A 26,486-nucleotide genomic window follows, 5' to 3' on the forward strand; every position below is an offset into this window, starting at 1 on the left:
TGCTCCGTATGCCGTTTTCAAGCCGCTTTCTTGCGCCGGTTTGCACGGTCGTCGATCGGCGCTGCAGCCGCTCGGAAATCCTGCCAGGGATCCGAGGACAGCGAGGCAAGCCGGGTCGGCGTGTTCTCGACGGTAAAATAGGCCGGTCCGATGCCGGGTCCGAGCTCGTCCCAGGCAAGCGGCATCGACACCGCCGCACCGGGTCGCGCTCTTGTCGAATAGGGTGCGACCGCCGTCGCACCGCGCTGGTTGCGCAGATAGTCGACGAGGATTTTTCCGCGCCGTTTGGATTTGGTGATGGTCGAGACGTAGCGGTTGGGACTGTCGGCGGCCATGGAGTCGGCTATCGCCTTGGTAAACGCCTTTACAACAGGCCATTCCGCTTTTGGCTTCAATGGCGCCACGACGTGCAGACCCTTGCCGCCGGAGGTCTTGATGAAGGGGACAAGCCCTGCCCGTCTCAGTCGATTGCGGGTCTCGACGGCGGCTTCGATCACCGCCTCCCAACTCACGCCTTCGCCAGGGTCGAGGTCCATGATGATCGTGTCCGGACGCTCCCAATCGCTTACCATCGAACCCCAGGGGTGGATCTCCAACGCCGCCGACTGGACGAGACCGATCAGCCCGTCGAGATCATTGATGCTGATCAGCCGCTCGTCAGGCGGATCCTTGGGATCGTGGACCAGCACGATGTTGGGGTTGAGCCCCTTCCAGGCATGCTTCTGGAAGAACTGCTCGCCCGAAATACCGCTGGGGCATCGCACCAGCGCTAACGCGCGGCCGACGATGTAGGGCGACGCATAGCGCCAGACTTCGGCATAATAATCGGCCAGACCTTCCTTGGTCACCCCCAGGTCCGGCCAGTAGAGGCGGTCGGGATGGGTGAGCTTGACGGTCCGGCGCTGAGGTAGGGGCGCTGCCTTGGTCGTCTTCGGCGCTTCGCGGACGATCTCCTTCGCCGGCTTGTCTTCACGCAGTCCGCGGAACGAGGCGTGGCGCAGATTGCCGTCGGCGGTCCACGCCCGGAACTCGACTTCGGCGACGAGTTCCGGCCTGACATAGCGGACCTGCCGAGCCTCCTCCGCGGTCAGCCGTTCGTCGAACGGGCTTGACGGAACGCGTATTCGCTCGAGCTTCTTGAAGAGGCTCTCGGCAACCGTAGCCGTGTAGCCGGTGCCGACGCGCCCGACATGATGAAGCTTGCTGTCGTCATAGACACCAAGGACAAGCGAACCAATCGCGTTGCGCGACGTTGTCGAGGGGACATAGCCGGCCACGACAAATTCCTGCCGCGCGGAGCATTTCGACTTCACCCAGTTCTTGCTGCGGCCAGAGCGGTAAGGCGCATCGCGAAGCTTGGAGACAACGCCTTCCAGGCTCAGCCGACAGGCGTGTTGCAGGACCAGGGCGCCATTCTCCTCAAAATGGCCGCTGTAGCTGATAATGCCGTTATCACTGCCGATGAGCTTTTCCAGCAATTCCTTGCGCTTGATCAACGCAACGTCGCGCAGATCGTATCCGTCGAGATGGAGCAGATCGAAGACGTACAAGCGAAAGCGGTCACTGCGACCCTCGCTGAGATCGGCCTGCAGCTCGGAGAAATCCGATGCGCCGGCGGATGTCTCGACCACGAGTTCACCGTCGATCAGCGCCGTCCCGACAGGGATATCGGCCAGCGCCGAAACGATCGCCTTTCCGAATTTCTTCGTCCAGTCGAGACCGCTCCGCGTCAACAGTTTGACCCGGCCGGCTTCGATCCTGGCCTGCAGCCGGTAGCCGTCGAATTTGATCTCGTGCAGCCAGCGTTCGCCGGACGGCGCGGACGACACCAGGGTCGCCAGCGTCGGCTCGACGAAATCGGGAAGCACTGCCTTCTTGGCACCCTTGATCTTTGACGGTTCGGGAACGCTTACGGTTGCAGGCCGCTCTTCTGGTTGAGTTGCCCCCGTGCGGCCGCCGCGGCGCTTCCGAATGCGCCCCGTCTTGGACGACCAGCCGGGCTCTTCGCCGGCGACGTCCTCGATCTTGCGGCCGGTCGCGACGGATTCCGGCCGCTCGTCCAGAATGTCGGGATCACCTTCCGTGCGCGCGGCGTCATCGTCGCCTTTGATCAGCAGCCAGTTCTCGCGCTTCTCCCGCGGCTTTCCGGCCATTCGCACAAGATGCCAGCGGCCGCCAAGCTTCTCGCCGTGAAGTTCGAAATCGAGATGGCCTTTCGCATAGCCGCGATGCGCGTCGCCGATCGGCGACCAAGTGCCTCTGTCCCACAAAATAACGGTGCCGCCGCCATATTCGCCTTTCGGGATGGTGCCTTCGAAACCGCCATATTCCAAAGGATGATCCTCGACATGGACGGCAAGGCGCTTCTCGCCGGGGATCAGGCTCGGCCCTTTTGTGACAGCCCAGCTCTTCAGGACGCCGTCCATTTCGAGACGAAAATCGTAATGGAGCCGGGTGGCATCATGCTTCTGTATCACGAAGCTGTTGCCGGTCCCGGGCGCCCTGCGCCCCTGCGGCTCCGGGGTAACGGAAAAATTGCGCTTCTTGCGGTAGGTATCGAGCGCCATCGGTCAGCCGGCCTTCCGACGCGGCGCCGTCTGCTTCGCCTTTGCGTGGCGCGCCGGCTTTGACTTTGCCGCAGGCTTTCTTGTCGAGGGCTGCTTGCCGCCAACGCCGGCACTCTGGCGCAGCGCATCCATAAGATCGACGACCTTCTCCCGCTTGGCCGGCTTCGGAACGGCGATCTTCTTGCCTTCGAGCTTTGCCTTCACAAGCTCAGCCAGCGCCGCCTCATAACGGTCGTCGAACTTGGTCTGATCGAATTTGCCCTTCTTGGTCTTGATGATGTGTTCGGCCAGTTCGAGCATCTCGCCCTCGATCTTCATATCGGGAATGTTGTCGAAGGCTTCCTCTGCCGAGCGCACCTCGTAGTCGAAGTTCAGCGTCGTTGCGACCAGGCCTTCGTCATAGGCGCGGATGAGCAGGGTCCGGACGCGCCGAAACAGGACGGTCTGGGCGATCGCAGCGACTTTCTTCCTGCGCATGCCTTCGCGGATCAGCCCGAATGCCTCTTCCGCGTGTTTGTCCGGCGGGGCGAGGTAATATGGCTTGTCGAAATACACGTCGTCGACATCGGAACAGCCGATGAAGGCCGAGACCGACAGCGTCTTGTCGCTCTCGGGGACGGCGGCTGCGACCTCATCGGGTTCGAGCACGACATACTCACCCGAGCTGATCTCATAGCCTTTGACCTGATCGTCCTTCTCGACGGGTTTGCCGCTATCGCTGTCGACGAACGCGCGATGCACCCTATGGCCCGTGGCGCGGTTAATCGTGTGGAAGGCGATCCGCTCTGAGGTGGAAGCTGCCGTGTAAAGCGCGACTGGGCAGCTAAGTTCTCCAATTTTCAGGAAGCCCTTCCAATTTGCTCTCGGCGCCAAGACAACAGCCTCACTGTCACAAACATTGCACTGGAAATGCAACGTGGCGGCGCGCGGATTTGTTCCTTGGCTTACACGCCGATGAGAAGGTCCTGATCAACCAGACAACCGTTCCGCTGCAACCAAATTCACGACCCGCCGTTGTCGAGCAGGAAGGGAGCGGTTGGCCATGACGAGACTATCATTGACGAGACTGTCGTTTTTGTCGGCTCTGGTTGCAGCTCTGGCTTTAGCGGGCTGCAGCAACGAGGCCGAACCGACCCAGGACAGCACCAGCAGCACGGAACCGACACAGAGCAACACCAACACCGTCGACCAAAATCCCGAGGTCGACAAGGATCCGACGCCGAAGACGACCACGGGCGGCGATCAACCCGGTACGCCGCCGGCGCAATGAGGGATCGGCCGACCGACCGGATTCTCCCGGATGCAATACGCGCGGCAAGGGCACGAGGTGGTCACCCCGACTGGCTCTGCTCGACCAGATGATAGCTATACCGGTCTCGAATGAACGCGTTGAAGAACCGGCCTTTTGACGAGGCTTTGCGGAATGCAGCATAGGTCTGCGGCGGCACGTCGTGATAATCGTAGCGATATCCGCTTGGGACGAACCATACGGAGAGAGTCCTCGTCGCCGGATCGTAATCATACGTTGGATAGCAGCTGAAGGCATTTCCCAACACTCGACCCCAACACTCGACGCGTCTGGGCAATAACCCGCCCCGGCAGGCCAGGTTCCGTCTCGTGCAAAGATATGGGGCGATGATCAAGCCGGCTCGACGCCTCCAAGGTCTTGCCGCCGCCGGCCGGCTTCACCAATTAGGGTTGATGCCATCGCTTAAAACCAAGCAGCCGGAATTCGCTGGCCAAGGCGACCTGTTTCGTGCGCCCAACGATCTGCCGGAAGGATTTCACTTTCAGCCGGAGCTGATCACGGCGGAGGAAGAGGCTGAACTGGTGCGGCAGCTCGAAAGTCTCGCCTTCCAGCCTTTCGACTTTCATGGCCATCTCGCAAACCGGCGCGTCGCCGGTTTTGGCCTGCGCTACGATTTTGACCAGCGCAAAGTCGTCGAGGCGCCGGCGATGCCTGCTTTTCTGATGCCGCTGAGGGAGAAGGTGGCAGCATTTGCGCGGCTGCCCGCCGATGCTTTCGTGCAGGTTTTGATCAACGAGTACCGACCCGGCGCGGGTATCGGCTGGCATCGCGACAAGCCGCATTTCGATGCCGTGGCCGGCGTATCCCTTCTTGCGCCATGCAGCTTTCGGCTCCGCCGGAAGAACGGCGCTGGATGGGATCGCCAGACCATCATCCTCGAGCCAAGGTCGGCTTACCTGATGACGGGACCGGCGCGCACCGAATGGCAGCACAGCATCCCGCCGCTTTCCGAGCACCGCTATTCGATCACCCTGCGGACTCTGCACCCGCAACGGTCGCCTCGATCAGAAGCGATAGTTCGATGAGCAGGATCGAGACTGGCTCCTGTTTTTGCGGTTCGATAAGGGCTGAGATGCATGGCGACCCGTTCTGGATTTGCTCCGATCACGACGACGATTGCCGCAAGGCCATAGGGAGCCCGCTGACGGTCTGGGTCGGCTATCGACCGGCCCAATTCAGATTGCTCACCGGCACGCCGAAGACGTTCTCAGGGACGCGAGGCGTGCTCCGCACCTTCTGCGCCGATTGCGGGACATCCATAGCCTATCTCGACCAAGGGCTTCCCGAAGAACTCTATGTGACGATCGGCTTCTTCGACCACCCCGAACGTTTTGCGCCGCAGGCTCATGCCTATTGGGACATGAAGCTGCCGTGGGTGGAATTTCGTGACGATCTGCCGCGTGTGGGAAGATATTCAAGGCGGCGCGATCCAGCAGTCGGGAATCCCGCCGATCGGTAACCGGCAAAACGCCGCCAACGGGTCAATCTGGTGATACCGCGCGAACGCCACGCTGTGTTGGCGCTCATCTGGAAGGCGGCGGACCGTGAAGATCTTGAGACGATCGTCGGTCCCAAGGCCGGCAAAGGAATTCGGATCGGGCATCGGCAGCTTGAAACAGGACATCATCGCTTCTTCACGCCGCTTTCGATACCTATCTGTTGAGCGCAAGGCATAGATCGGCAACAGGCAGGAAGATTTGGCACAACGATCGGGAAGCGCAGACCTTCCACTTCATGGCGGACGCGTGCCGAAATGGCTCGGCGACCGGATGACGCGCCTTGGCGCGGTCATGTGCGAGGCGATCATTCACCATTACGGCCGCGAGGAGCTGCTGCGCCGGTTGGCGCATCCTTTCTGGTTCCAGTCGTTTGGCACCGTCATGGGAATGGACTGGCATTCTTCCGGCATTACGACCAGCGTCATCGGCGCCCTGAAACGTGGGTTGGCTCCGCTCTCCGGCGAGCTCGGTGTTCACGTGTGCGGCGGCCGCGGCGCGCATTCGCGCAAGACCCCGCACGAGCTTGCCGTCATCGGCGAGCGCGTCGGCTTCGACGGAGCAGGCCTGGCGACGGCCAGCCGGCTCGTCGCCAAGGTTGACAGCGCCGCCGTTCAGGACGGCTTCGATCTTTATCTGCATGGCTTCATCGTGACCGATGACGGCGACTGGGTCGTGGTGCAGCAGGGCATGAACGGCGACAGCAAGGTGGCGCGCCGCTATCATTGGCTGTCCGAAGGCCTGAAGAGCTTCGTCGACCAGCCGCATGCCGCCATCGAGGGCGCCAACCAGGGCGAGATTGTCAATCTGACCGACCGCCGCGCCGACGCTTCGCGCAAGGGGCAGCTGGAGTTGCTGCAGGACCTCGGACCGGATCGCATCCTGAGGGAGTTTGCCGCGCTCGAGCGTGACGTGACTACAGAACCGGAGCCCGAGCAGCCGATGCTGCCGCACCTGGTCATGCCTGCGCACCACGACGTTCGCGAAAGCGATGTCGTCATGCGCCGTCTTCATGGCAACATGGCTGCGGCTGCCGAGCGTGGTCCCGCCGATTTTTCCGAACTTCTCCTGGTCCCCGGCGTCGGTGCGCGCACGGTGCGGGCGCTGGCGCTGGTCGCCGAGGTGCTGCACGGCGCGCCGTGCCGTTTTTCCGATCCCGGACGCTTCTCGCTGGCGCATGGCGGCAAGGACAGGCACCCATTCCCTGTGCCGCTGAAGGTCTATGACGAGACGATCGGCGTGCTGAAGTCGGCCGTCCACAAGGCCAAGCTCGGCCGCGACGAAGAAATCGGCGCCTTAAAGCGGCTCGACGACCAGTCACGGCAGGTCGAACGCTATGTCACAGGCCCCAGCCTGAAGGAAATCGTTGCCGGAGAGTTCGATCAGTCGCATCTGCTCGGCGGCCGCAGCGTGTTCGGCTGGGAGGCCGCACCCGAGGTCCCCGCGGACGTTGAACAAATCAAACAAAAAGGATAATCGGCCCGGATCGCAATTCAGCGGACCTGGCCTGATCCGTGTTCGGCCTCAGGCATCCAGATCGATCAAAGCGATGCCGAGTTCCGGACGTTTCCTGCGGCGCAGGTGGCCAGGCGCTTCCACCAATGTGACTTCGAGTGTCGGCCGAACAATGCCTTCGAGCAGATGTCCGCCCCGAGTCGTGCCGTCGCGCAATCCGAGCACCGCATGGATGTGAAGACTGGGCTTGCCGTCGTCGCCCACCGCAACATCGCCGATCGCGCTGAGCACCTCGCACTGTTCCAGCACCGGGATTTTCCGATACGCTTTTTGCTCGATGTCGAACCAGCCGACAGTCGCCTTTTCGAAGGCGCCGAGCGCGGTCAGCGAGGCGCCGCCAATATCCTGATCGACCGCGAAAGCTGTGAGCACCGCGAACGCTTCCTCGCCGGGAACAAGCACCACCACGAACGTCCTTTGTCCGGCGCTTTCAGCGACGAGCTGCGATTTCATGATTTCACTCCAGACGCTGTGACGGCTTTGCGTTGTATTTCGATCGAGAGTTCGAACGGAAAAGCTGGCTCGCGAGTTCCCAACAGGTTTGGTCTGGGTTTGAACATCGCTGCGCCGTTTGACGATCGAAGATGCAGTGGTCCGGAACAAGATCGCGCAGGAAACATTATTCCCCGCAGGTTATCTCTGAGGGAGCGGACGTGGCGCCAACTGAAATCATCGTCAGGCATGCGCCAACGCCGCGTGAGTTCTGGATTGGTCTTGGGCGCGCCTTTGCCGGAGCGTTGATTTTCGCCGTCCCGGTGCTGATGACCATGGAAGCTTGGGCGCTGGGCTTTCACCTTCACCCACTGCGGCTCGCCTTGTTCCTCGCTATCACTTTGCCAATGCTGGTGCTGCTGCACAAGTATGGAGGCTTTCGCCAGACGGTGGCGCTCCGCGACCGCGTCGCCGATGCTTTTGTGGCGATACTTGTGGCCGCTGTGGCGGCTACTGCGGTGTTTTTTATTTTCGGCATCGTGACCGTCGAAATGCCGCTACGGGAGGTGATTGGCAAAATAGCGGTGCAGGTTGTCCCAGGCAGTCTCGGAGCATCTTTGGCGCGCGCTCAGCTTGGCCCGAGTTTGTTGGAGGAGGAGGACATTCCCGAGCCCGGCTACACCGGAGAGCTGTTCCTAATGGTGGTCGGAGCTCTGTTTCTATCGGTGAACATCGCACCAACGGAGGAGGTCGTCCTCATCGCTTACAAGATGCACCCCTGGCAGGAAATCGCTCTGGTGGTGGTCACCCTCGCTCTCATGCACGCCTTCGTCTATGAGTTCGAATTCCGCGGCTCGCACAGTCCCGAGCCAGGCGCTGGATTCGCCAGCATTTTCTTTCGCTATGCGATCGTCGGCTATGTCCTGGTGATGCTTGTGAACCTTTATATCCTGTGGACCTTCGGCAGGACCGATGGCGCCGGCTTTTCGGAGACACTCAGTGCAGTCGTGGTTCTGTCGTTCCCCGGTGCGCTCGGCGCGGCGGTTGCGAGGCTCATTCTGTGACAAAGAATCCCGCAAAAGGCGACAAGCAACAGAAGCAGCAGTCCGACAACAAAGGAATGACACGCAAACCCGGGACTTCGATCACGGAGTGGGTCGTGGCGGGGATAAGCTCGGTAGCCCTGCTTGCCGTGCTCAGCTATCTTGTGGTCGATGGCTTGAGCACGCGCGATGGGACCGCCCGGATCGTTGTGCTGCCGCTCGCGGTCGCGGCCACCGAGGGCGGCTACGTGGTCGAGTTCGCCGCCGCAAACAGGGCGGGGAAATCAGTTGCTGCTGTCGAGATCAAAGGTGAACTCCGCAATGGCGATGAGGTCGTCGAGGAGAGCAGCGCTACGCTCGACTATGTCCCACAGAAATCCCAGCGGAAGGGCGCGTTGATCTTTCGTCGTGATCCCGAGGCCTATGACCTGCGCCTCTTTGCCAGTGGATACAGTGAACCCTGACCAGTCGGAAACACCATGGATGAAATGGAACTCGGCATGGATCCTTTTCGCTCCTATTCCTCCGGGGCGGTGGCAGGAGCCGTATAACGGCGACGCACCGCATCCAGCACGTGCTTGCGGCTTTCCTGCGCCGAGAGCATTTCGTCTTTTTCTGCCTCGGCGGTTTCGCGCGCCAGCTCCTTGTCCCTGATCTGATGGCGAAACCATTCGGAATAGTCGCCGGCGCGCAAGTGGTGCTCCCAGGTCTTGTCGTCGATACCTTCGGCAATCTGGGCGAAGATCATCAGGTTGTGGGCCCGCAGGTTCATCGCGTTGTCGGGACCTCTGAAATAGAAGCTGCCGGCCTCGTCGAGTTGACCTTCCGCATATTTGCGGCTGTGACGCTTGAGCGACTGGCGCGGCTCGATCGCTTTGACCAAGGCAATTTTCTTGCGGGCTTGCGGCCGCCAGAACAGCACGCGCTCGCCTTTTGGCGACGGAATATCCTTTGGCGGCTTGGTGTCCGTCTCCTGACAAAAGGCCTTCATGACATCTTTGGCCTTGGGACCGAGCGCAATGACGGCAGTGACCAGACGCAGGGCATCGGTCGAGATCGCCTCCGGATGAACGGTGATCAGGACAGTGCCCGGCAATTCCAACGATAGAATGGCGCGTGTGTCGTCGCGCCTCTTGGGCAGAAGATGATGCGCCTCGTCGATGACCAGCCAATGCGGCCTCGCCGTACGGTAGCGGAAACTGCCAAGACCGGGGAGCAGATCGGCAAAGAAGTCTGGTCGCTCATTGACCCGCAACGCCAGCCCATTGACGACCACATTCGTGTCGGGCTTTTCGATCAGGTCGAGCACTTGTGCCTTTGTCGGTTCGCTTGAGCCATCGCCTATCCGGACGGCGCCTTCGAGGCCATCATAATCGCCTTCCGGGTCGAAAATGCAGAACTGAAAGCCGCTCTCGACGAAGCGTTCCGTCAGTGCGGTGGCCAAGGTGGATTTGCCGATGCCGGAGCTTCCGGCGATCAGAACCGTGTCGGTCGGCGTCAGATAGACTTCGTCGCTGCCGACCGAGCCGAGAAGGATGCCGTCACGGGGTTTTCGGACAAATTCCCGATCACGCTTTATCAGTTTTTCGATCAGTTCCTCGACGCCTTTTCCACGCGCGCCGCGCGTTACGAGATCCGCTGTGTCCTTGACCGCCGCAAGTGCATTGTCGACAGCGACGCTGCAGCCGCAGGCCTGCAGGAAGGCATGATCGTTTTCAGCATCGCCAATACCGACCACATTGTGTGGCGACAGCTTGAGGTCCTCAAGTGCGGCGGCAAGCCCGGTTGCCTTGTTGATGCCGCTCGGCAGGATCATCACCGCGCCCTTGTTGAAGATGATTTCCAGCTCAAGCCCGAGTTCCTTGATGACCTCGAGAACCGTTGCCTGGTGCGGTTCCCAGGTCGCAACGATCGACCGTCCGACTGAAAGCGGCTTGACGCCGTGTTTCTTCAGCTTGGCGACGAACTTGGGCGCCGGTGCCGGTGAAATCGCGCGTTCTTCCTCGCTGGCAGGCGTGTAGATCAACGCCCCATTTTCAGCGACGACCTTGTCGAACACGCCGAGCTCGGGAAAAACCCGCTTGAGATCGGGCAGTTCGCGGCCAGTGACGAGGATAAGCTTGCGGCCACTTTCCTTGAACCGTTCGAGGGCTGCAAGCGTCTTTTCAGCTACGATCCCATCGTGCGCCAGCGTGCCGTCATAGTCTGTCGCCAAGGCAATGAAATACATCTGTCGACCATTTCATATCTGAGATTGCCGCTGCCGCCGTCGAGAGGTCCCACGACGATCGAGCTGGGCGGGCGACGAGCACTCAGTAGCCGCCGATGATCGGCAATATCTCGCCGGTGATGTAGCTCGAGCAGTGCGGCGAGGCGAGGAACACATAGGCCGGCGCGATCTCCTCCGGTTGTGCCGGCCGTTTCATCGGTGTGTCTGCGCCAAATTTCGAAACGTCACCGGCTTGCTTGTCCGACGGGTTGAGCGGCGTCCACACCGGGCCCGGCGCCACGCAGTTCACCCGAATTCCCTTTTGGATAAGGTTACCCGAGAGCGCGCGCGTGAAGGCATGAATGCCGCCCTTGGTCATCGAATAGTCGACCAGTTGCTTCGAGCCCTCGATGCCGGTTACGGAGCCGCTGTTGATGATCGCCGAACCGGGCTCCATATGCGGCACGGCCTCCTGCGCCATGTGGAAGAAGCCGTAGAGGTTGGTCTTCAGCGTCGTGTCGAAATGCTCCTCGGTCAGCTCGCTGAAGTCGCTGGAATGGATCTGGAAAGCGGCGTTGTTGACCAGCACGTCGATCCGGCCGAATTCCTTCACCACCTCGGCCACAGCCTTGTGGCAATGGTCGCGTTCGCTGACGTCGGCCTTGACCAGTATGCAGCGCCGGCCTTCGGCTTCGACGGCCTTCTTCGTCTCTTCGGCGTCCTTGTCCTCGGACAGATAGACGATCGCCACATCGGCGCCTTCGCGCGCATAGAGCACGGCCACGGCTCGGCCGATGCCGGAATCGCCGCCGGTGATGACGGCCACTTTGCCGTCTAGCTTTTTCGATCCGATATAGAATGGCGCGTCATAGAGCGGCGCCGGCTCAATCGCCCATTCGTGCCCGGGCTTCGGCTGGTGCTGTTCGGGAAAGGGCGGCTCGGGATATTTGCGTGCTCCGGCCTGCATGGCGCCTTGTTGCTTGCCGCGGCCCTTCGATTTGTCCTTGGCATCGATGCCGCGCTGGATATGGCGTTGCTTGGCGGCCTCGCCGGCGATTTCCGATTTCATCTGCATGGCTGTCTCCTTGGCTTGGAGAAGGGACAACGCATGTCCGGCGAAAAAGTTTACGCGACGGTGTCATTCCTTCGATAGCGAATCCAAACGCCAGGAAATCGAACTCCGGGTTGCCCAAGTGGCAACGAATGACGCGGCCGGACGTTTGGGCACAAGCGGTGTCCGAGAAGGCGCGCTAGCCAGGCAGAAGGTATACCGAGGCTGGTGACCTGAAGATTTCCCGCTACTGGATCGCGCCAAGGGAGAGGAAAATGGCTGAAGGTCATACCAAACCAAACGGGCCGGATCTGGTCGAGGGCATCGCGTTATCCGACCTTGCCGATGGCGCAAAGCTCCTCGGCCATTGCGGCGATGAGCAGGTGCTGCTGGTGCGCCACGGGGCCGAGGTCTTCGCCATCGGGGCGACATGCACACATTATGGCGGGCCGCTCGTCGACGGTCTTGTGGTGCAAGACACCGTCCGGTGTCCCTGGCATCACGCGTGCTTCGATTTGCGAACAGGCGAAGCCTTGCGCGCCCCTGCTTTCAGTCCACTCGCTTGCTGGTCGGTGGCACAACGCGATGATCGGATATTCGTGGGCGAGAAGCGCAAACGGACGGCACCGAAGCAGCGCAATGGGAGCTCCGGCCAGGTTCCAGAGAAGATCGTCATTGTCGGTGGCGGCGCAGCCGGTTTCGCGGCGGCTGAAACACTGCGGCGCGAACACTATCAAGGTAGCATTGTCATGCTCAGCAATGACGAAGCGCCGCCCGTTGATCGGCCCAATCTTTCCAAGGACTACCTCGCCGGCAAAGTACCCGAGGATTGGATTCCGCTGCGCAGGGAAAGCTTCTACTCGAAGAACGATATCGACCTGCGCATCAATGCGAACGTCGCCAGCATCGATGCACGTTCTGGCGAAGTTGTACTCGCGGACGGGGCCCGGACTCCTTACGACAGGCTACTCCTTGCGACCGGAGCCGAACCGGTTCGCCTGACCATACCTGGCGCCGACCAACCACACGTTCACACGTTGCGCTCGTTCGCAGATTGCAAGGCGATCATCGAGCGAGCCACGACTGCGCGCCGCGCCGTCGTGCTTGGCGCCAGTTTCATTGGTCTGGAGGTGGCCGCGGCCTTGCGCTCGCGCGAGATCGAAGTTCATGTCGTGGCGCCGGAAAAACGGCCCATGGAACGGATCCTGGGTCCGCAAATGGGCGATTTCATCCGCGCCCTCCATGAGGAGAATGGTGTCGTATTCCATCTCGAGGACACCGCGAGCAGCATCGACGGCCGCAAGGTGAAACTCAGCAGCGGCGATACGTTGGCGGCGGATTTCGTCGTTGTCGGCATCGGCGTCCGACCGCGGACAGGGCTTGCCGAAACGGCGGAGCTCATCCTTGACCGCGGGATCGTCGTGAACGCCTTTTTGGAGACGAGCGCACCAGGCATCTTCGCGGCCGGCGACATTGCGCGGTGGCCAGATCCTCACAGTGGCGAGAACATTCGGGTCGAGCATTGGGTGGTTGCCGAGAGGCAGGGACGATCCGCGGCCCTCAACATGCTCGGCCATCGCGAGAAATTCGTCGCCGTGCCGTTCTTCTGGAGCCAGCATTACGATGTTCCCATCAACTACGTCGGCCATGCCGCGCAATGGGACGAGATCGTGGTCGATGGAGACATCGCTGCCAAGGATTGCCTGCTCCGCTTCAAGCGCGAAGGGCGCACGCTGGCTGTCGCTTCGATCTTCCGCGACATCGAAAGTCTAGGGGCCGAAGTGGAAATGGAGCGCCAAATGACCTAGTGGTAACGCGTGGGGCAGATCAGGCTGAAAGGCCGCCGATCAGGCAACCACGGACAAGATGGAAGGTCAGCCCCGCAATCGCGCTCAGGGCGTCCTCAATAAGCCCGAGTGAATCCGCCATCGTGTAGAATGTTCAAGCCTGTCATGTGATCAGTGAGGGGCGACAACAAGCCCTCGACGACGGCAACTTCAGACGGCGTCCCATACTTTTTGAGTGGAATATTGTCGGTCTCGACCGCAATTCTTTCTTCAAACGTCACGCCGGCGTCCTGCGCTCGCCTGCCAATTGCATCCCGATACCAGGGCGACAGCGTGCCACCGAGTGAAAGGGTGTTCACATGAATACCTCTTTCGCCCAGCGCGAAGGCAAGCGTCTTCGCTTGTCCAAGCCAAGCGGTGCGGATGACGTTGGCGGTGGCGTAGTGGCTAAGAACCTGAGCCGAAGAAATGCCGGAAATGATTACGACCTTGTAGCGACGGCCTGCTTCAGGGGCCGGTTCCATCCGAGCGATTGCCGACTTCAACAGGGACAACGGCCCAACGAAGCTTGTCTGAAACAGCGTTCGCCAGACCTCCGGCTCGGGCATAGGGTCAGCGGACGAATGCGGTTGGGGCGGCATAAGAACGACCCCATCAAGCTTGCGGCCCGACGTGGCGAGGTGTCGATCAAACGCGCCCAACGCCGCATCGGATGCCATATCAACCGGTATAGCTTCATGCGAACCGTCGGCTGGTGCAGGCAGGTTCGAAGCCAGCGACTCAAGCCGCACCTGATTGCGGGCCGCTACAATCAGACGAGCGCCACCGGCCGCAAGCGTTCGCAAATTGCTTGCCCGATCCCACCGGTTGCCCCAGTCACAAGTATGGTCGACATCACACCACCCCGCCAGTTTCGAGCACTATACCGTTGTACTCTGGAAAAGCCATTGGCACCCCGGCTGTGGGGCGATTTCTTGCCGTCCACCGGTACCAAGTGTCAGACTTTCACCACTAGCGAAGCGCCCGCTGTTATCCGCCTTCCCCGGCGATCAGCATTCAATAGCGCTTCGCTCATTCCGCGCAGCACAAAGGTCCGGGCTGCGGCGCTGTACGGCCGGCCCGCGCATTCAGTCTCGGCGCGCAATGATCCAGCCGGTTGCCGCCGCGAGATCGGCGACGGTTGCGGTCGGGCGCGGATCAAACCGTTTCTCATCGCCCTGCCTGTATTTACCTGTCCGCACCAGTAATGCGGCCGAAAGTCCGGCGCGCAGGGCGCCAGCTATATCGGCCTCGGCGTCGTCGCCGACCATGATCGCCTGATCCGGCGGACAGTCCATGCTTGCCAGCGCCGACAGAAAGAATGCCGGCGATGGCTTGCCGAGAACGGTTGCGCGTTTCAGGGAGGCAAATTCCAATGCCGCGACGAATGGCCCTGCATCGAGGCTGAGCCCGCCGTCAGCGTCCCGAAACGTCCGGTTGGTGGCAAGGGCCAGCAATTCGGCCCCCGCGCTCAACTCGCGGAACGCGTCATTCAATGCCGCATAGGTGAAGGCGTCTCCGGCATCGCCGACGATGACGGCGCACTTGTCGCGATCCGGCAGTTCCCAAAAATCCGGCGCAAGGCCGGGGTGAACCAACAAGTATGGCGCACGGCCATTCCGAAGCAGCCATTCGCGTGCAGCGTGCGCCGGCGTGAAAACATCTGCCTTGGTAACGGTGAGTCCCATCGCCTCCAGACGTTCGAGAACCCTCTGTTTCGACGAGCGCGTGGTATTGCTTACGAAGCGTATGGCCAAACCGGCCTGGCGCAAACGCGCGACGGCGTCGATCCCGCCTGGTATGGCGGTCTCGCCATCATAGATGACGCCTGCGAGGTCCAGCAGTACACCCCTTGTCATCGGTCCAGCATGACCACGAGTCCGCCAAGCGTCAAATCCGGAACAAGGCCATGGTTGTTCCTTTTTGGAGGGCAGGCGCACTCGATTAAGCGACGGTCACAACCACCATTCGGGGAAGGCTGTGCGGGCGGCTTCGGCTAGCGTCGCGATCTCCTCGTCGGGAACCGAGCTGTAGGGCCAGAGCAGTCGCGGGCCAAGCGGCGCCCAGCCGCCGGTCGCCGCCATCGCTTTGTCGAGCGCCGCATCGCTGGCAGCGTAGCGAGCGCGAAAAGGCAGTACGTGTGTGGCGAGAAAGGCTTGGATGCGCGCCTCGATCTTAGCAGCGGCTGCCGCGTCGCTGCGGATCATGCGCCACCACATCACGGCGCCCTTGGGGTTAAGACAGGCAACATTGGAATAGCTGCCGTGGGCGCCTTGGGCAAATCCCGTCGCCAGCGTATGGCCGGGCACGAAGACCGAAAATCCCGGCAGTTCGCGGCGCATGTCGGCATACCAGCTGGCGTCGCCGCCCGGCAGTTTGGCGCCGACCAGCGACGGCACGCCTGCACGCAGCCTGGCGATGCCTTCGAGCGTCAGGCGGCGCTTGGCGTGCGGTGGATTGTAGAGCACCAGCGGCATGTCAGGCGCGGTCTCGCAAAGACCGCCGACGAAGCGCATGACCTCATCGTCGCTGGGCGGCCACCAGTCGGGCAAGGTGAATTGCACCGCCGCCGAGCGAAGCGCCGACACCCGCGTCAGCCGCTCGCGCGCGACGCGCGGATTGGACTGGCTGATGCCGATCTGGAAGGGCAGGCGTGCGCGGCCGGCTATCGCGGCAACCAGGTCGCAAAGTCGGTCGAATTCGGGTTCGGTCTGGCAGTGGAATTCGCCGGCCGTGCCGTTGGAATAGATGCCATCGACACCTGATGCGCAGAGCCGTGCGATCGTCTCTTTCGTCGCGGCCCAGTCGATCGCACCGCGATCATCGATAGCGAGCATCACCGCGCCCCAGACGCCGCGCGGCGCATGTGCAGGCAAGTGGCTCAGGTGATCGTCGAGCTCAGCGCGCACCGGCGAGCTCGTGCTCGCGCCGGGTTTCATTCGACGCAAAGGCGGCCTCGATGATGGCGATGATCTTGCGTCCATAGGCACCGTCGACCGGCACCGGCTTGTCGTCCGCAATGGCCTCGCGCATCGCGCTCCATTCGCGCACCAGCGCATTGTGCACCCAGTTGGGTTCGAACGAGCCAGGCAGGTCGGTCCAGACCGTATCGCGTCCCAGCATCGTGCCGCGGTCCATGTCGATGCGCAGGGTTCCCTGCTCGCAGACGAGGTCCATGGCGTAGGTGGTCGCGCCATTGCGATAGCCGACGCTCTGCACCTGGCCGAGTCCGCCGCCGGCGAAGCGCAGCCGGAGCAGGGCGGTATCGTCGGCTTCCTGGTCATGGAACTTGGCGCCGAGCATGGCGCTCACCGACACGACGTCGTCATCCATCAGCCAGACCAGGCGGTCGAGCGCATGAATGCCGGCCGTCAACAGCATGCCGCCGCCGGTTGCCTTGCGCAGATGCCAGTCGCGGCGATTGTGCTCCATCCACAGCTTGATGATCCAGCTCGATCCGATGAGCGGCCGGCCGAGCGCTCCTTCCTCCAGCATTTGCCTGGCTGCCATGCAGGGCAGGGCGAAATGCATGAGTTGAGCGATCATCAGCTTCACGCCACCGGCGGCCACGGCGGCATTGATCGCATCGCAGGCCGCCGCCGTCGGCGCCATTGGTTTTTCCAGCATGACGTGCTTGCCGGCCTTTGCTGCACCGATCGCCATTTCGGCATGGAGATGGTGAGGACTGGCGATGAGGACGGCGTCGACATCCTTGTCGTCCAGCAGCTTGCGCCAGTTGGTGTAGCCGCGACCACCGTGTTCGCTGGTGAAGCCGGCCAGGGCGTCGTTATTGCCGCGGCACGACGCGACGAGTTGCAGGCCGTGCACCTCCTTGATTGCCCTTGCATGGGCCGCGCCGAAATCGCCCGCTCCGATAATGCCTATTCCAATCATCGTCGTGCCTTTTCATAAGCGGCGTCGATCAGCGACATCGCCGCAACATAGTCTTCGATGGAAGTCGCCGGCGGCGCCTTCCGGGCCAGCCGGTCAAGCGTGTCGCTCATGCATAGCCTATACCGCGTCGCCGGCAATTCGATGGGCAAGTCGACGATAGCGCCATCGTCGAGCGTCGCACAGATGGCGCGATCGCCATAGTCGATGAGGGTCGCATTCGCACTGACGACGCGCCATTCGAAGTCGCCGCCGGGGCGCATTGAAGCGAAAGTGTATCCCGCCTCGACGACGAACAACGCTCCGGCAGCGTCTTCCAGCACAAGCAGCGCATGATCCTCGACCGGAGCGCGGTGAATGCGGTTCTCGATCGAAACGGCTTTCAGCCCAAGCCCGCCGGTTGCCAGGCTGAGCGCGGCGTCGACGCCGTGTATGCCGAGGTTCCTCAGCGCGCCGCCGCCACCGATCGCCGGATCCACGACCCAGGCGACACCGTCGGCCGCATAGCGCTGCGGCGGGCCGTTGACTAGGCGGAACTGGCAATGCGCAACCGCACCGGCGCTGCCTTGCTGGCGCAGCCGTTCAAAGGCAGTAACGGCCGGTCCAAAGCGGTTGGGCAGGGGAACACTGACAAAGGCCCGGTGCTGCCTCGCCAGGTCGCGCAGCACGGCCAACGCTCCGGTGCTGCTCGCCGCCGGCTTTTCCAGGATCAGCGGTATGCCGGCTTCGATGACGGCACGCGCCCGCGCTGGTACTGTCGAAGGATGTCCCATCAGCAGGACCACGTCCGGCGGGCTGGAGAGGATTTCCGCAAAATCCACAATGAACGGCAAATGATGACGCATCGCGAAGGCGCGCGCATGCTCCGCGTCCTCATCCCAGATGCCGGCAATTTCGGCGTCACAACTGTGTGCAGCGTGAAGATGCATTTCGGCGTGCCAATGGCTTGAGCCGGCCAGGACAATCTTCATTTCGTTAACGTATCCTCCTGCTTGCAGGATATCCTACAAGTCGCTATGCTACAAGCATCGACCGCTTTGCAGCGCGCCATCGGGCGCGATTGCAGCGGCGCTGGGAGCAAAATGCCGGAAGCCAAGTCGATCTCGGAACCCAAACCGATCTCGGAACCCGGGTCGATCGAGCCGCTGACTCGACCGCCGCTGCTTCACGTCAGCGTGCAAGAGAGCCTCAGGAACTATATCCAGAGCAACAAGCTCAAGGCGGGGGATCCCTTGCCTCCGGAGACGTTCCTGGCGGAACGGCTCGGCGTCGGCCGCAACTCGGTGCGGGAAGCGATCAAGGCGCTGGAGTCGATCGGCATTCTGGAGACGCGTCGCGGCATCGGCGTGTTCGTCAAGGAATTCTCGTTCAAGCCCTTGCTGGATAACCTGGCATATGGCCTGCAGGACTCATTGCGCGACGTCGAGGAGCTGCGTGAGATCCGCCGCGTCCTTGAAACCGGCCTCATCGCCAAGACCATCGAAATGATCAGCGCCGAAGACATCGCTGCGCTGCGCCAGCTGACCGAAAGCATGCGGCGGCGCGCCGAGCGCCAGGAGAGCTTTGCCGAAGAGGACCAGCAATTCCACCAGCTGCTGTTCCGCTGCCAGAACAATCACATGCTGAGCGCGCTGATAGACATCTTCTGGGTGGCGTTCAACAAAGCCTCGAACTTCACCAGCCTCGACAATCCGACACCGCTGGCGACGTGGCGCGACCATCACGAGATCGTTGAGGCCGTCGCCGCCAAGGACGTCGACCGGGCGCGTCAGCGCCTCGACGACCACTACAGGGGGATTCAGCAAGTCATCGCGAAAAACCGAACCACCTGACTCAAAGCCGAACTACCTGACAATGCCAAGGGAGGAAAACCATGCGCATCAAGACCATAGCTCGTCATCTGGCCGTCACCGGCCTACTGCTCGGCGGCATCAGCCTGGCCACCAGCGCCCAGGCACAGGACGCCAAGACTATAACCGGGGGCTTCGATGTCGGCCCGGGCGGCTTTCCCAAGAACTTCAATCCGCTGGCTGCGACCGGCGGCTTTACCTGGCTCAGCACCTATTTTGAACCGCTGGTCATCTACAACGCCGAACTGACCGAACTCGAAGGCGATCTGGCCAAGGACTACAAGGTCAGCGACGACCAGCTGACCTATACGTTCAACCTTGTCGAAGAGAGCTGGCACGACGGCAAGCCATTCACATCCAAGGACGTCAAGTTCACGCTTCAGCTCGCCAGGAACAAAGTTTCCGGCAGTTTGTTTGCCGCGCGTCTCGGCGACATCGCGTCGGTCGACGCGCCGGACGATCGCACCGTCGTCGTCAAATTGTCGAAGCCCAACGGCTCGTTCCAGTCCATTCTCTCGCAGGTGATGATCCTGCCGGAGCATGCCCTGGCCGCGATGCCGCCGGAAACGCTGGCCACAAGCACTTGGTGGTCCACCACTCCGGTCGGCACCGGCCCCTTCAAATTCAATCGCTATGTCAGCGATCAATATGTCGAATTGGCCGCGGATGACGACTATCGCGGCGGCAAGCCGAAGGCCGACGTGCTCATCAACCGGTATTTCGAGAGCCCGGCGGCCGCCGTTGCCGCGCTACGCGCCGGCGAAATCCAGTTCACCTATGTCGAGCCCGACGACGCGGTATCTTTCAAAAGCGACAGCAATTTCAAGGTGATCGAGGGTGCTTCTTATGTAGTCAACTACATCGGGCTCAACCAGAAGGTCGAGCTCTTCAGGGATGTTCGCGTCCGCCAGGCGATCATGTACGCGATCGATCGCAATGCCATCATCGAGAGCCTCTATGGCGGGGCGGCCAAACCGGCCAATTGCGGCTACGTCGCACCGCATCTGCTTCCCGAAGGTCTCGAGACCTATGGTTACGATCCGGCAAAGGCCGAGGCGGGCTGGGACAAGGTCAACGGCGACAAACCCATCACCTTGCTGACCTATTACGGCTCGCCGCAAGCGGCCAATGTGATGGCCGCAATCCAGTCGATGCTGGCCGAGGTCGGGATCAATGTGGTGCCGCGCGTCGTCGATACGCCGACTTATAACGGCATCGTCTACAAGGAAGGTACGCCGGACTGGAACGCGTTTCCGATGGTCTATGCCGGCCTGCAGAACGGTCCAAATCCGGCTGGCATCAGCCCTGGTCTCAACAAGTCCCAGATTCCGCCGGCAGGCTTCAACACCATGCGCATCGAGTTCGACGATCTGAGCGCTGCATTGGACGCTGCGCTCGCCCAGACCGATCCGGCCAAGATCGATCAATCCTGGCAGGAAGTCTGCAAGGTGATGAACAAGGATCTTCCGTGGGCGACGTTGTGGGTGGCCAACCGCTATGGCGTCGCGTCCAACAAGCTGCGTGATTTTGTCTGGACGCCGGCGCCTGCCGGCGGTCCTTTCGCGGCTCACCCGGAACGCTGGGATATCCAGTAAAACGCTTGGCGGGCCACTCCAGGCCCGCCTTTGCAAGGAGCCGGCACGATGCCGGCTCCGCTCACCATCACTACGGACAGCCAATGCTGAATTTCATCGCCCGCCGCAGCGCTACAGGACTGTTGATGCTGGTCGCCTTGAGCGTCCTCATCTTCATCCTTCTGCGGCTGGCGCCCGGCGATCCGATCGACGCCTATATCAACCCGTCCAGCCCGATGTCTGCTTCCGACCTCGAAGTCCTGCGCGACCGGCTTGGGCTCGATCAGCCGCTTCCCGTGCAATACCTCGCCTGGCTTCGCGCTGCGCTCAGCGGCGACTTCGGCTATTCGATCCAGCGCAGCGGCGTTGCCGTGCTGCCGCTGGTCATGGAACGCATCGGCCCAACCGCGCTCCTGATGGGCACCGGCCTGGCCATCGCCATCGTGCTCGGCATTTGCGCCGGCATCTTCAGCGCTGTCCGCCGTAACGCGCTGCCCGACATCGCGCTGTCGGTGGTCTCTTTCGTCGGCATCTCCAGCCCGGCCTTTCTGACGGCACTTCTCGGATTGTACTTTTTCTCGGTACTGCTGCGCTGGGCGCCATCAGGCGGCATGCAGACCGCCGGCGCACCTTTTTCCGTATCGGACGTGCTCGCGCACCTCGTCCTCCCCGCCTGCCTGCTGTCCATCGGACACGCCGCGCTGATCATGCGCTACATGCGCGCGTCGCTGCTGGAAGTGCTGAACCAGGATTATGTACGGACCGCGCGTGCCAAGGGAGTGCGCGAATTCTGGGTGATCATCAAGCACGCGACTCGCAATGCGCTTTTGCCTGTTATCACCCTGATCGGGTCAACGGTCGGCATCGCGATCGGCGGCGCCATCTTCCTCGAAAGCGTGTTCAACTGGCCGGGCATGGGCCTGCTGCTGGTTAACGCCGTAGGCACACGGGATTCCCGGTGATCATGGGCGCCACTCTGGTAATCGGCATCTGCGTCATTCTGGTCAATCTCCTGACCGATATCGTCTACGCCGTCGTCGACCCGCGCATTCAGGTGTCGTGATGACGATCACCGCGCCGAATCCAACAGTCGACCCGACAGCTGTGCCACAAACCAAAGGACCGCTCCGCCGCGCGCTCGACCGCTTCTTTGAGAATCGTGCGGCGCGCGCCGGTCTGCTTATCGTCATCCCCATTCTGCTGGCGGTTTCGACCTATCCCCTGTGGTGGCCGTTCAGCCCCAACGCCATCGATCTAAGGGCGATCAACAAGGGACCGTCCGCCATTCATTGGCTAGGCAGCGACGGCGTCGGCCGCGACGTCATGGCCCGGCTGCTGCAAGGCGGCCGGATATCGCTGCTGGTCGCGGTCTGCTCCGTCGCCATCTCGATTGTCATCGGCTTCCTGGTCGGCGCCGTCGCCAGCTTCGGCGGTCGTGTTGTCGACGGCACGGTGATGCGCTTCGTCGATCTCGCAATGACGCTGCCGCCGGTGATCTTTTTGCTCGTGCTCGCTTCGATTGCCGGCACCGGCATTGCGCCGACCATCCTGGTGATCTCGCTGCTCTCGTGGCCGGTGCTGTCGCGCATGGTGCGCGCCCGGCTGCTCGAGCTGCGCGAGCGCGACTTCGTCGTCGCCGCCCGTGGCATGGGGGCAGGGCTGCCGCATCTCCTGTTCCGTCACGGGCTGCCGAACTGCATCGACATACTTGTCGTCTACGCCACGCTGCAGATCGCCAACGCCATTCTGCTCGAAGCCGGCCTTTCCTTCCTCGGCCTCGGCATCGCGCCGCCCGAAGCCAGCTGGGGCAACATGCTCAATCTCGCCCGCTCCACCGTCGTGCTGGAGCAATATCCCTGGCAATGGATGTTCCCCGGCGCCGTGCTCGTGCTCACCGTTCTGGCCATCAACTTCATCGGCGACGGCCTGCGCGATGCATTCGACCCCCGTTCCGATCTCAACTGACCCTGAAGGTTTTTCAAAATGCCCCTGTTTACCGGTGTCGTGCCACCCGTCGTCACCCCGCTCCATTTCGATTTCAGTGTCGACTTCCCGTCGTTCACCCGGACGATCGAGAATCTGCTCGACGGCGGCGTTCACGGGCTCTTCGTGCTCGGCTCGACCAGCGAGGTGGTCTTTCATGACGAGGCCGGCCGCAGGGCCATCATCGAGCACGCCGTCAAGGTCAACAACGGCCGCGTTCCGATCTTCGCCGGGGTCATCGACCCGACAACCGATCGTGTCATCAATCACGCCAAGATAGCCAGATCGGCCGGCGCCGACGCCGTTGTGGTCACCGCGCCCTTCTATACCCGCACCAGCCAGCCCGAGATCGGCGATCACTTCCGCTATATCAAGGACGCGGTCGACATCCCGATCATCGCTTACGACATTCCGGTGTGTGTCCATGTCAAGCTGGAGCGTAAGACCACCGTCGGCCTTGCCAGCGAGGGTGTTATCGCGGGGATCAAGGACTCCAGCGGCGATGACGGCAATCTGCGTTATGTGCTCAAGGACATGGCCAACGATCCGAATTTCTTCGGCATGACCGGATCCGAGATCCTGGTCGACAGCGTGCTGGCCATGGGTGCGCATGGTGTTGTGCCCGGCCTCGCCAATGTCGACCCGCACGGCTACGTCAAGCTGTGGAACCTGATGCAGGCGGGTCAGCACGCCGAAGCCCGCCTCGAGCAGGAGCGGCTGTTGAAGCTGTTCGAGATCGTCTGGATTTCGCTCGGCAGGACAAGCGCCGGCTCGGCCGGGGTCGGCGCCTTCAAGACCGCAATGAAGAGCCTCGGCATCATCGCCTCCACCACCATGGCGCGGCCGCAACGACGTTTGAACGACGAGGAAACCGCAAAGGTCGACATCATCCTTCGCGAAGTCGGGTTGCTGCGCTGACCGTGGACGCTCCGATCCTCTCGATTTCCGGTCTGCGAGCCGTGTTCCGTATCGCCGGGCGCGACATCGCCGCCGTGCAGGACGTCGATCTGACGATCGGATCGGGTGAAACGGTCGCGCTCGTCGGCGAGTCCGGGTCGGGCAAATCCGTCACCAGCCTGTCGATCATCGGTCTGTTGCCGAAGAAGGTCGGACACATCGCCGAGGGGTCGATCGCGCTGCGCCGCAGGGATGGCACAGTCACCGAGTTGACCGGCCTCGATCCTGAGTCGCTGCGCAAGGTGCGCGGCAACGACATCGGCATGGTGTTCCAGGAGCCGATGACCAGCCTCAATCCGGTCTACACCATCGGCGAACAGATCGCCGAGCCGATCCGCATCCATCTCGGCAAGTCGCACCGTGATGCGGCCGCCGACGCCGTGCGGCTGCTGGCTCAGGTCGGCATTCCCGATCCCGATCGGCGGGCGCGGCAATACCCGCATGAGCTGTCGGGAGGGATGCGCCAGCGCGCCACTATCGCCATGGCCCTGTCCTGCAATCCGACCTTGCTGATCGCCGACGAGCCGACCACCGCGCTGGACGTCACTATCCAGGCCCAGATTCTCGACCTGCTGGCCCAGCTGCAAGCGCAACGCGGCATGGGCATTCTGTTCGTCACGCACAATCTCGGCGTCGTTGCCGAGATCGCCGACCGGGTCGCCGTGATGTATGCCGGGCGCATCGTGGAATCGGGTCCGGTGAGCGAGGTGTTCACCCGTCCGCGTCATCCCTACACCGCCGGGCTGATGCGTTCGGTGCCGCGGCTTGGCCAGGCCACCACGCTGAAGGCAGCAGGAACGCCACTTCCGACCATCGCCGGCAATGTTCCGTCGTTGGCTCTGCTGCCCAAGGGCTGCTCCTTCGCGCCGCGTTGCGCCCTGGCTGTCGATGCCTGCCGCACTGCTGTACCGCCATTGTTCGCGGCGACGTCGACCCAGAAAAGCCGTTGTTTGCGCTGGGAGGATCTCTGACAGTGGATACCCCATTCCTTTCGGTCAGGAACCTGACCAAGCATTTTGCGCCGACGGCGTTCTCGCGCGGTCCCATCGTCAGGGCGCTGGATGATATTTCCTTCGATATTGCGCGCGGCCAGGTGGTCGGCCTCGTCGGCGAATCCGGGTCGGGCAAGACCACGATCGGCCGCTCGGTGCTGCGTCTCATCGAGCCGACGTCCGGCGAAATCAGATTTGACGGCGTCGATATCACCAAGCTGAACGCCGGGCCGCTGGCTCGCCAGCGCCGCAAGATGCAGTATATTTTCCAGGATCCGTTCGCCAGCCTGTCGCCGCGCATGACCATCGGGCAGATCCTGACCGAAGGCTTGGATATTCAGGGTATCGGCAACAGGCGCGAGCGGCGGGCGAGGGCGGAGAAGGCACTTGCTGCGGTCGAGTTGCCCGTCGATGCCTATGATCGCTACGCCCACGAATTTTCGGGCGGTCAGCGTCAGCGCATCGGCATCGCCCGCGCGCTTACGCTCGAACCCGAATTCATCGTCGCCGACGAACCGGTCTCTGCCCTCGATGTCTCCATTCAGGCGCAAATCATCAATCTTTTGCGCGACCTGCAGGTCCGGCTCGGCCTGACCATGCTGTTCATTTCGCATGACCTGGCCGTCGTCGAATATATCTGCGACACGGTGATCGTTCTTTATCTCGGGCGCATCATGGAAGTTGCACCGGCGGCCGCGCTCTACGCCCGGCCGCAGCACCCCTATACGCGCGCGCTGCTCTCGGCCATTCCGTCGCTCGACCCACTGGCAAGGCAAGGCCGGCAGGTGCTGAAAGGCGATATTCCAAGCCCGGCAAATCCGCCAACCGGGTGTGTTTTCCGAACCCGTTGCCCGGTCGCCCTCGACGCTTGTGCCGGCATTGTCCCACCGCTGCGGGCAACGTCCGATGGCCATCTGAAGGCCTGCATTCGCGACGACATCGCCTAGCACTCACGCGATACCCGCGCGCGGAAATTGAGCTACTTGTCTTTCCAGAAATCGGCATGGAGTTGCGCCGCTTCATCGGCAAGCAGCGGGCCGACGACTTCAGTCGGACGCTGCCCAGCTTCGAAGACGGTCCTGCAGGGCAGGTCGAGTGTGGGATTCTCGACGTGTGCACCCGTCAGTGCCTTCATGTCATGCTCAGCCAGCCCGAACACGACACGTCCGACACCCGCCCAATAGATTGTCCCGGAGCACATCGCGCAAGGTTCGGCCGAAGAGTAGAGTGTGCAGGAGGCCAGCTTTTCGAGACTGAAATTCATTCCCGCCCACGAGGCCAGCAGCCTTTCGGCATGAGCGGTGCGGTCGCCCGCTCCGGATTTGTAACCGTTGAGTTGCTCGCGCAACACATTGCCGTCTTTGTCAGCGAGGAGCGAACCAAAGGGATGTTCGCCGGCGTCGCGGGCCTTGCGCGCGACTTCGAACGCCTGACGGAGCAGGCGCTCATCATAGGGGCGTTGTGGCATCGGCAGATCCTCCGGCAGTGCCGTTTGATCATAGTGCCGAACAATCCGCCGACTCAAGTCGGCAGATTCAGCTCGGCGATGAATGGCTGAACAGCGCCAGCGCTGCTCTTTGTTCCGTCAGCCATTGTCCCGATCTCGGACGGAACAGATCACAATGTTCTCATCAATCCTCATCATCCTGCCGCGGCTCGAAAATTCGCACGTGTCGATCCGTTCGAGCTTGACGTTCGGCTATTCAAAGGGTGACTGCGGGGTTGGCATCGGCAAGGCGTTGCTCGCGCTAGAGCAATTCTAGGAAAAGTGTGAAAGGGTTTTCCGTCGGG

At 62.0% G+C, this 26,486-nt stretch carries 26 protein-coding genes and 1 pseudogene; 15 read left to right on the plus strand and 12 right to left on the minus strand.

Annotated features, from left to right (window positions below):
* Positions 1 to 17: 17 nt before the first annotated feature.
* Together ligD and ku are read right to left on the minus strand one after the other, a co-directional pair.
* Complete coding sequence (gene ligD / locus NKH36_RS06105) at positions 18 to 2,567, minus strand: DNA ligase D (RefSeq protein ID WP_352958735.1); 2,550 nt, start codon at positions 2,565 to 2,567, stop codon at positions 18 to 20.
* 3 nt (positions 2,568 to 2,570) lie between these two features.
* On the minus strand, positions 2,571 to 3,440 hold the full coding sequence (gene ku / locus NKH36_RS06110; protein WP_352958733.1) for a non-homologous end joining protein Ku: 870 nt from the start codon (positions 3,438 to 3,440) through the stop codon (positions 2,571 to 2,573).
* A gap of 169 nt (positions 3,441 to 3,609) precedes the next feature.
* Between ku and NKH36_RS06115 the strand changes: the two genes are divergently transcribed.
* The gene (locus NKH36_RS06115) at positions 3,610 to 3,837 is read left to right on the plus strand and encodes a hypothetical protein (RefSeq protein WP_352953576.1); all 228 of its coding nucleotides are present in this window, start codon (positions 3,610 to 3,612) and stop codon (positions 3,835 to 3,837) included.
* A 61-nt stretch (positions 3,838 to 3,898) separates the two neighbouring features.
* Here the strand turns inward: NKH36_RS06115 and NKH36_RS06120 are convergent, their stop codons facing one another.
* Positions 3,899 to 4,123, minus strand: coding sequence for a KTSC domain-containing protein (locus tag NKH36_RS06120; RefSeq protein WP_352958732.1), 225 nt, complete (start codon positions 4,121 to 4,123; stop codon positions 3,899 to 3,901).
* A 145-nt stretch (positions 4,124 to 4,268) separates the two neighbouring features.
* Between NKH36_RS06120 and NKH36_RS06125 the strand changes: the two genes are divergently transcribed.
* The 3 genes from NKH36_RS06125 (at position 4,269) to NKH36_RS06135 (ending at position 6,848) form a co-directional block, all read left to right on the plus strand.
* Positions 4,269 to 4,901, plus strand: coding sequence for an alpha-ketoglutarate-dependent dioxygenase AlkB (locus tag NKH36_RS06125; RefSeq protein WP_352958731.1), 633 nt, complete (start codon positions 4,269 to 4,271; stop codon positions 4,899 to 4,901).
* Complete coding sequence (locus NKH36_RS06130) at positions 4,898 to 5,335, plus strand: GFA family protein (protein WP_352958729.1); 438 nt, start codon at positions 4,898 to 4,900, stop codon at positions 5,333 to 5,335. Before NKH36_RS06125 ends, NKH36_RS06130 begins: the two co-directional genes overlap by 4 nt.
* Positions 5,336 to 5,573: 238 nt before the next feature.
* The gene (locus tag NKH36_RS06135) at positions 5,574 to 6,848 is read left to right on the plus strand and encodes a DUF763 domain-containing protein (protein ID WP_352958727.1); all 1,275 of its coding nucleotides are present in this window, start codon (positions 5,574 to 5,576) and stop codon (positions 6,846 to 6,848) included.
* 48 nt (positions 6,849 to 6,896) lie between these two features.
* On the opposite strand, the gene NKH36_RS06140 is transcribed toward NKH36_RS06135, so the two are convergent.
* Positions 6,897 to 7,340: a PPC domain-containing DNA-binding protein gene (locus NKH36_RS06140; protein WP_352958726.1), complete on the minus strand. Its 444-nt coding sequence runs from the start codon at positions 7,338 to 7,340 to the stop codon at positions 6,897 to 6,899.
* A gap of 215 nt (positions 7,341 to 7,555) precedes the next feature.
* On the opposite strand from NKH36_RS06140, the gene NKH36_RS06145 reads away from it, so the two are divergent.
* Positions 7,556 to 8,383, plus strand: a complete 828-nt coding sequence (locus tag NKH36_RS06145) for a TIGR02587 family membrane protein (protein ID WP_502911981.1) — start codon at positions 7,556 to 7,558, stop codon at positions 8,381 to 8,383.
* 56 nt (positions 8,384 to 8,439) lie between these two features.
* Positions 8,440 to 8,826 carry a TIGR02588 family protein gene (locus NKH36_RS06150; protein WP_502911982.1) on the plus strand — a complete coding sequence of 129 codons (387 nt, stop codon included), beginning with the start codon at positions 8,440 to 8,442 and terminating at the stop codon, positions 8,824 to 8,826.
* A gap of 53 nt (positions 8,827 to 8,879) precedes the next feature.
* Here the strand turns inward: NKH36_RS06150 and NKH36_RS06155 are convergent, their stop codons facing one another.
* Together NKH36_RS06155 and NKH36_RS06160 are read right to left on the minus strand one after the other, a co-directional pair.
* Positions 8,880 to 10,592: an HAD family hydrolase gene (locus tag NKH36_RS06155; protein ID WP_352958723.1), complete on the minus strand. Its 1,713-nt coding sequence runs from the start codon at positions 10,590 to 10,592 to the stop codon at positions 8,880 to 8,882.
* Positions 10,593 to 10,674: 82 nt separating this feature from the next.
* Positions 10,675 to 11,646, minus strand: a complete 972-nt coding sequence (locus NKH36_RS06160; RefSeq protein WP_352958721.1) for an SDR family oxidoreductase — start codon at positions 11,644 to 11,646, stop codon at positions 10,675 to 10,677.
* Positions 11,647 to 11,897: 251 nt separating this feature from the next.
* Between NKH36_RS06160 and NKH36_RS06165 the strand changes: the two genes are divergently transcribed.
* A complete protein-coding gene (locus tag NKH36_RS06165; protein WP_352958720.1) occupies positions 11,898 to 13,430 on the plus strand; it encodes an FAD-dependent oxidoreductase in 1,533 nt (510 codons plus the stop codon).
* Positions 13,431 to 13,525: 95 nt separating this feature from the next.
* Here NKH36_RS06165 and NKH36_RS06170 read toward each other — a convergent pair whose 3' ends face one another.
* The 5 genes from NKH36_RS06170 to NKH36_RS06190 all read right to left on the minus strand — a co-directional run bounded on the left by NKH36_RS06170 (position 13,526) and on the right by NKH36_RS06190 (position 18,310).
* Positions 13,526 to 14,254 (minus strand): SDR family oxidoreductase, encoded by a 729-nt coding sequence (locus NKH36_RS06170; protein WP_352958718.1) that lies wholly within the window; start codon positions 14,252 to 14,254, stop codon positions 13,526 to 13,528.
* A 282-nt stretch (positions 14,255 to 14,536) separates the two neighbouring features.
* A complete protein-coding gene (locus NKH36_RS06175; RefSeq protein ID WP_352958716.1) occupies positions 14,537 to 15,307 on the minus strand; it encodes a TIGR01458 family HAD-type hydrolase in 771 nt (256 codons plus the stop codon).
* A 96-nt stretch (positions 15,308 to 15,403) separates the two neighbouring features.
* The gene (locus NKH36_RS06180) at positions 15,404 to 16,357 is read right to left on the minus strand and encodes a dihydrodipicolinate synthase family protein (protein ID WP_352958714.1); all 954 of its coding nucleotides are present in this window, start codon (positions 16,355 to 16,357) and stop codon (positions 15,404 to 15,406) included.
* Positions 16,347 to 17,342, minus strand: a complete 996-nt coding sequence (locus NKH36_RS06185; RefSeq protein WP_352958713.1) for a Gfo/Idh/MocA family protein — start codon at positions 17,340 to 17,342, stop codon at positions 16,347 to 16,349. The genes NKH36_RS06180 and NKH36_RS06185 overlap by 11 nt, the downstream gene beginning before the upstream one ends.
* On the minus strand, positions 17,339 to 18,310 hold the full coding sequence (locus tag NKH36_RS06190; protein WP_352958712.1) for a Gfo/Idh/MocA family protein: 972 nt from the start codon (positions 18,308 to 18,310) through the stop codon (positions 17,339 to 17,341). Before NKH36_RS06190 ends, NKH36_RS06185 begins: the two co-directional genes overlap by 4 nt.
* A gap of 111 nt (positions 18,311 to 18,421) precedes the next feature.
* Between NKH36_RS06190 and NKH36_RS06195 the strand changes: the two genes are divergently transcribed.
* From NKH36_RS06195 to NKH36_RS06225, 7 genes and pseudogenes are all read left to right on the plus strand, one after another.
* Positions 18,422 to 19,171 carry a FadR/GntR family transcriptional regulator gene (locus NKH36_RS06195; protein WP_352958710.1) on the plus strand — a complete coding sequence of 250 codons (750 nt, stop codon included), beginning with the start codon at positions 18,422 to 18,424 and terminating at the stop codon, positions 19,169 to 19,171.
* A gap of 41 nt (positions 19,172 to 19,212) precedes the next feature.
* A complete protein-coding gene (locus NKH36_RS06200) occupies positions 19,213 to 20,784 on the plus strand; it encodes an ABC transporter substrate-binding protein (RefSeq protein ID WP_352958708.1) in 1,572 nt (523 codons plus the stop codon).
* 83 nt (positions 20,785 to 20,867) lie between these two features.
* A pseudogene (locus NKH36_RS06205) lies at positions 20,868 to 21,826 on the plus strand (ABC transporter permease).
* Entirely contained in the window at positions 21,826 to 22,728 is a 903-nt protein-coding gene (locus NKH36_RS06210) for an ABC transporter permease (RefSeq protein ID WP_352958707.1), read from the plus strand. The pseudogene NKH36_RS06205 and the gene NKH36_RS06210 overlap by 1 nt, the downstream one beginning before the upstream one ends.
* A gap of 18 nt (positions 22,729 to 22,746) precedes the next feature.
* Entirely contained in the window at positions 22,747 to 23,664 is a 918-nt protein-coding gene (locus NKH36_RS06215) for a dihydrodipicolinate synthase family protein (RefSeq protein ID WP_352958705.1), read from the plus strand.
* 2 nt (positions 23,665 to 23,666) lie between these two features.
* Entirely contained in the window at positions 23,667 to 24,674 is a 1,008-nt protein-coding gene (locus NKH36_RS06220) for an ABC transporter ATP-binding protein (RefSeq protein ID WP_352958704.1), read from the plus strand.
* Positions 24,675 to 24,676: 2 nt separating this feature from the next.
* Positions 24,677 to 25,642 (plus strand): ABC transporter ATP-binding protein, encoded by a 966-nt coding sequence (locus tag NKH36_RS06225; protein WP_352958703.1) that lies wholly within the window; start codon positions 24,677 to 24,679, stop codon positions 25,640 to 25,642.
* Positions 25,643 to 25,674: 32 nt separating this feature from the next.
* Here the strand turns inward: NKH36_RS06225 and NKH36_RS06230 are convergent, their stop codons facing one another.
* Positions 25,675 to 26,163, minus strand: coding sequence for a nucleoside deaminase (locus NKH36_RS06230; RefSeq protein WP_352958702.1), 489 nt, complete (start codon positions 26,161 to 26,163; stop codon positions 25,675 to 25,677).
* A 154-nt stretch (positions 26,164 to 26,317) separates the two neighbouring features.
* Between NKH36_RS06230 and NKH36_RS06235 the strand changes: the two genes are divergently transcribed.
* Positions 26,318 to 26,458 (plus strand): hypothetical protein, encoded by a 141-nt coding sequence (locus tag NKH36_RS06235; protein WP_352958701.1) that lies wholly within the window; start codon positions 26,318 to 26,320, stop codon positions 26,456 to 26,458.
* Positions 26,459 to 26,486 lie beyond the last annotated feature (28 nt).

Origin of the sequence: Mesorhizobium sp. M1312 (assembly GCF_040318115.1) — a bacterium.
In the GTDB taxonomy this organism is placed as follows: Bacteria; Pseudomonadota; Alphaproteobacteria; order Rhizobiales; family Rhizobiaceae; genus Mesorhizobium.

What these genes read in the sequence shown, in the direction of transcription:
- ligD (WP_352958735.1), bottom strand. Translation starts at nt 2,567, where the DNA reads ATGGCGCTCGATACCTACCGCAAGAAGCGCAATTTTTCCGTTACCCCG.
- NKH36_RS06115 (WP_352953576.1), top strand. Translation starts at nt 3,610, where the DNA reads ATGACGAGACTATCATTGACGAGACTGTCGTTTTTGTCGGCTCTGGTT.
- NKH36_RS06125 (WP_352958731.1), top strand. Translation starts at nt 4,269, where the DNA reads ATGCCATCGCTTAAAACCAAGCAGCCGGAATTCGCTGGCCAAGGCGAC.
- NKH36_RS06130 (WP_352958729.1), top strand. Translation starts at nt 4,898, where the DNA reads ATGAGCAGGATCGAGACTGGCTCCTGTTTTTGCGGTTCGATAAGGGCT.
- NKH36_RS06140 (WP_352958726.1), bottom strand. Translation starts at nt 7,340, where the DNA reads ATGAAATCGCAGCTCGTCGCTGAAAGCGCCGGACAAAGGACGTTCGTG.
- NKH36_RS06150 (WP_502911982.1), top strand. Translation starts at nt 8,440, where the DNA reads ATGACACGCAAACCCGGGACTTCGATCACGGAGTGGGTCGTGGCGGGG.
- NKH36_RS06155 (WP_352958723.1), bottom strand. Translation starts at nt 10,592, where the DNA reads ATGTATTTCATTGCCTTGGCGACAGACTATGACGGCACGCTGGCGCAC.
- NKH36_RS06160 (WP_352958721.1), bottom strand. Translation starts at nt 11,646, where the DNA reads ATGCAGATGAAATCGGAAATCGCCGGCGAGGCCGCCAAGCAACGCCAT.
- NKH36_RS06165 (WP_352958720.1), top strand. Translation starts at nt 11,898, where the DNA reads ATGGCTGAAGGTCATACCAAACCAAACGGGCCGGATCTGGTCGAGGGC.
- NKH36_RS06175 (WP_352958716.1), bottom strand. Translation starts at nt 15,307, where the DNA reads ATGACAAGGGGTGTACTGCTGGACCTCGCAGGCGTCATCTATGATGGC.
- NKH36_RS06185 (WP_352958713.1), bottom strand. Translation starts at nt 17,342, where the DNA reads ATGATTGGAATAGGCATTATCGGAGCGGGCGATTTCGGCGCGGCCCAT.
- NKH36_RS06190 (WP_352958712.1), bottom strand. Translation starts at nt 18,310, where the DNA reads ATGAAGATTGTCCTGGCCGGCTCAAGCCATTGGCACGCCGAAATGCAT.
- NKH36_RS06195 (WP_352958710.1), top strand. Translation starts at nt 18,422, where the DNA reads ATGCCGGAAGCCAAGTCGATCTCGGAACCCAAACCGATCTCGGAACCC.
- NKH36_RS06200 (WP_352958708.1), top strand. Translation starts at nt 19,213, where the DNA reads ATGCGCATCAAGACCATAGCTCGTCATCTGGCCGTCACCGGCCTACTG.
- NKH36_RS06210 (WP_352958707.1), top strand. Translation starts at nt 21,826, where the DNA reads ATGACGATCACCGCGCCGAATCCAACAGTCGACCCGACAGCTGTGCCA.
- NKH36_RS06215 (WP_352958705.1), top strand. Translation starts at nt 22,747, where the DNA reads ATGCCCCTGTTTACCGGTGTCGTGCCACCCGTCGTCACCCCGCTCCAT.
- NKH36_RS06230 (WP_352958702.1), bottom strand. Translation starts at nt 26,163, where the DNA reads ATGCCACAACGCCCCTATGATGAGCGCCTGCTCCGTCAGGCGTTCGAA.
- NKH36_RS06235 (WP_352958701.1), top strand. Translation starts at nt 26,318, where the DNA reads ATGTTCTCATCAATCCTCATCATCCTGCCGCGGCTCGAAAATTCGCAC.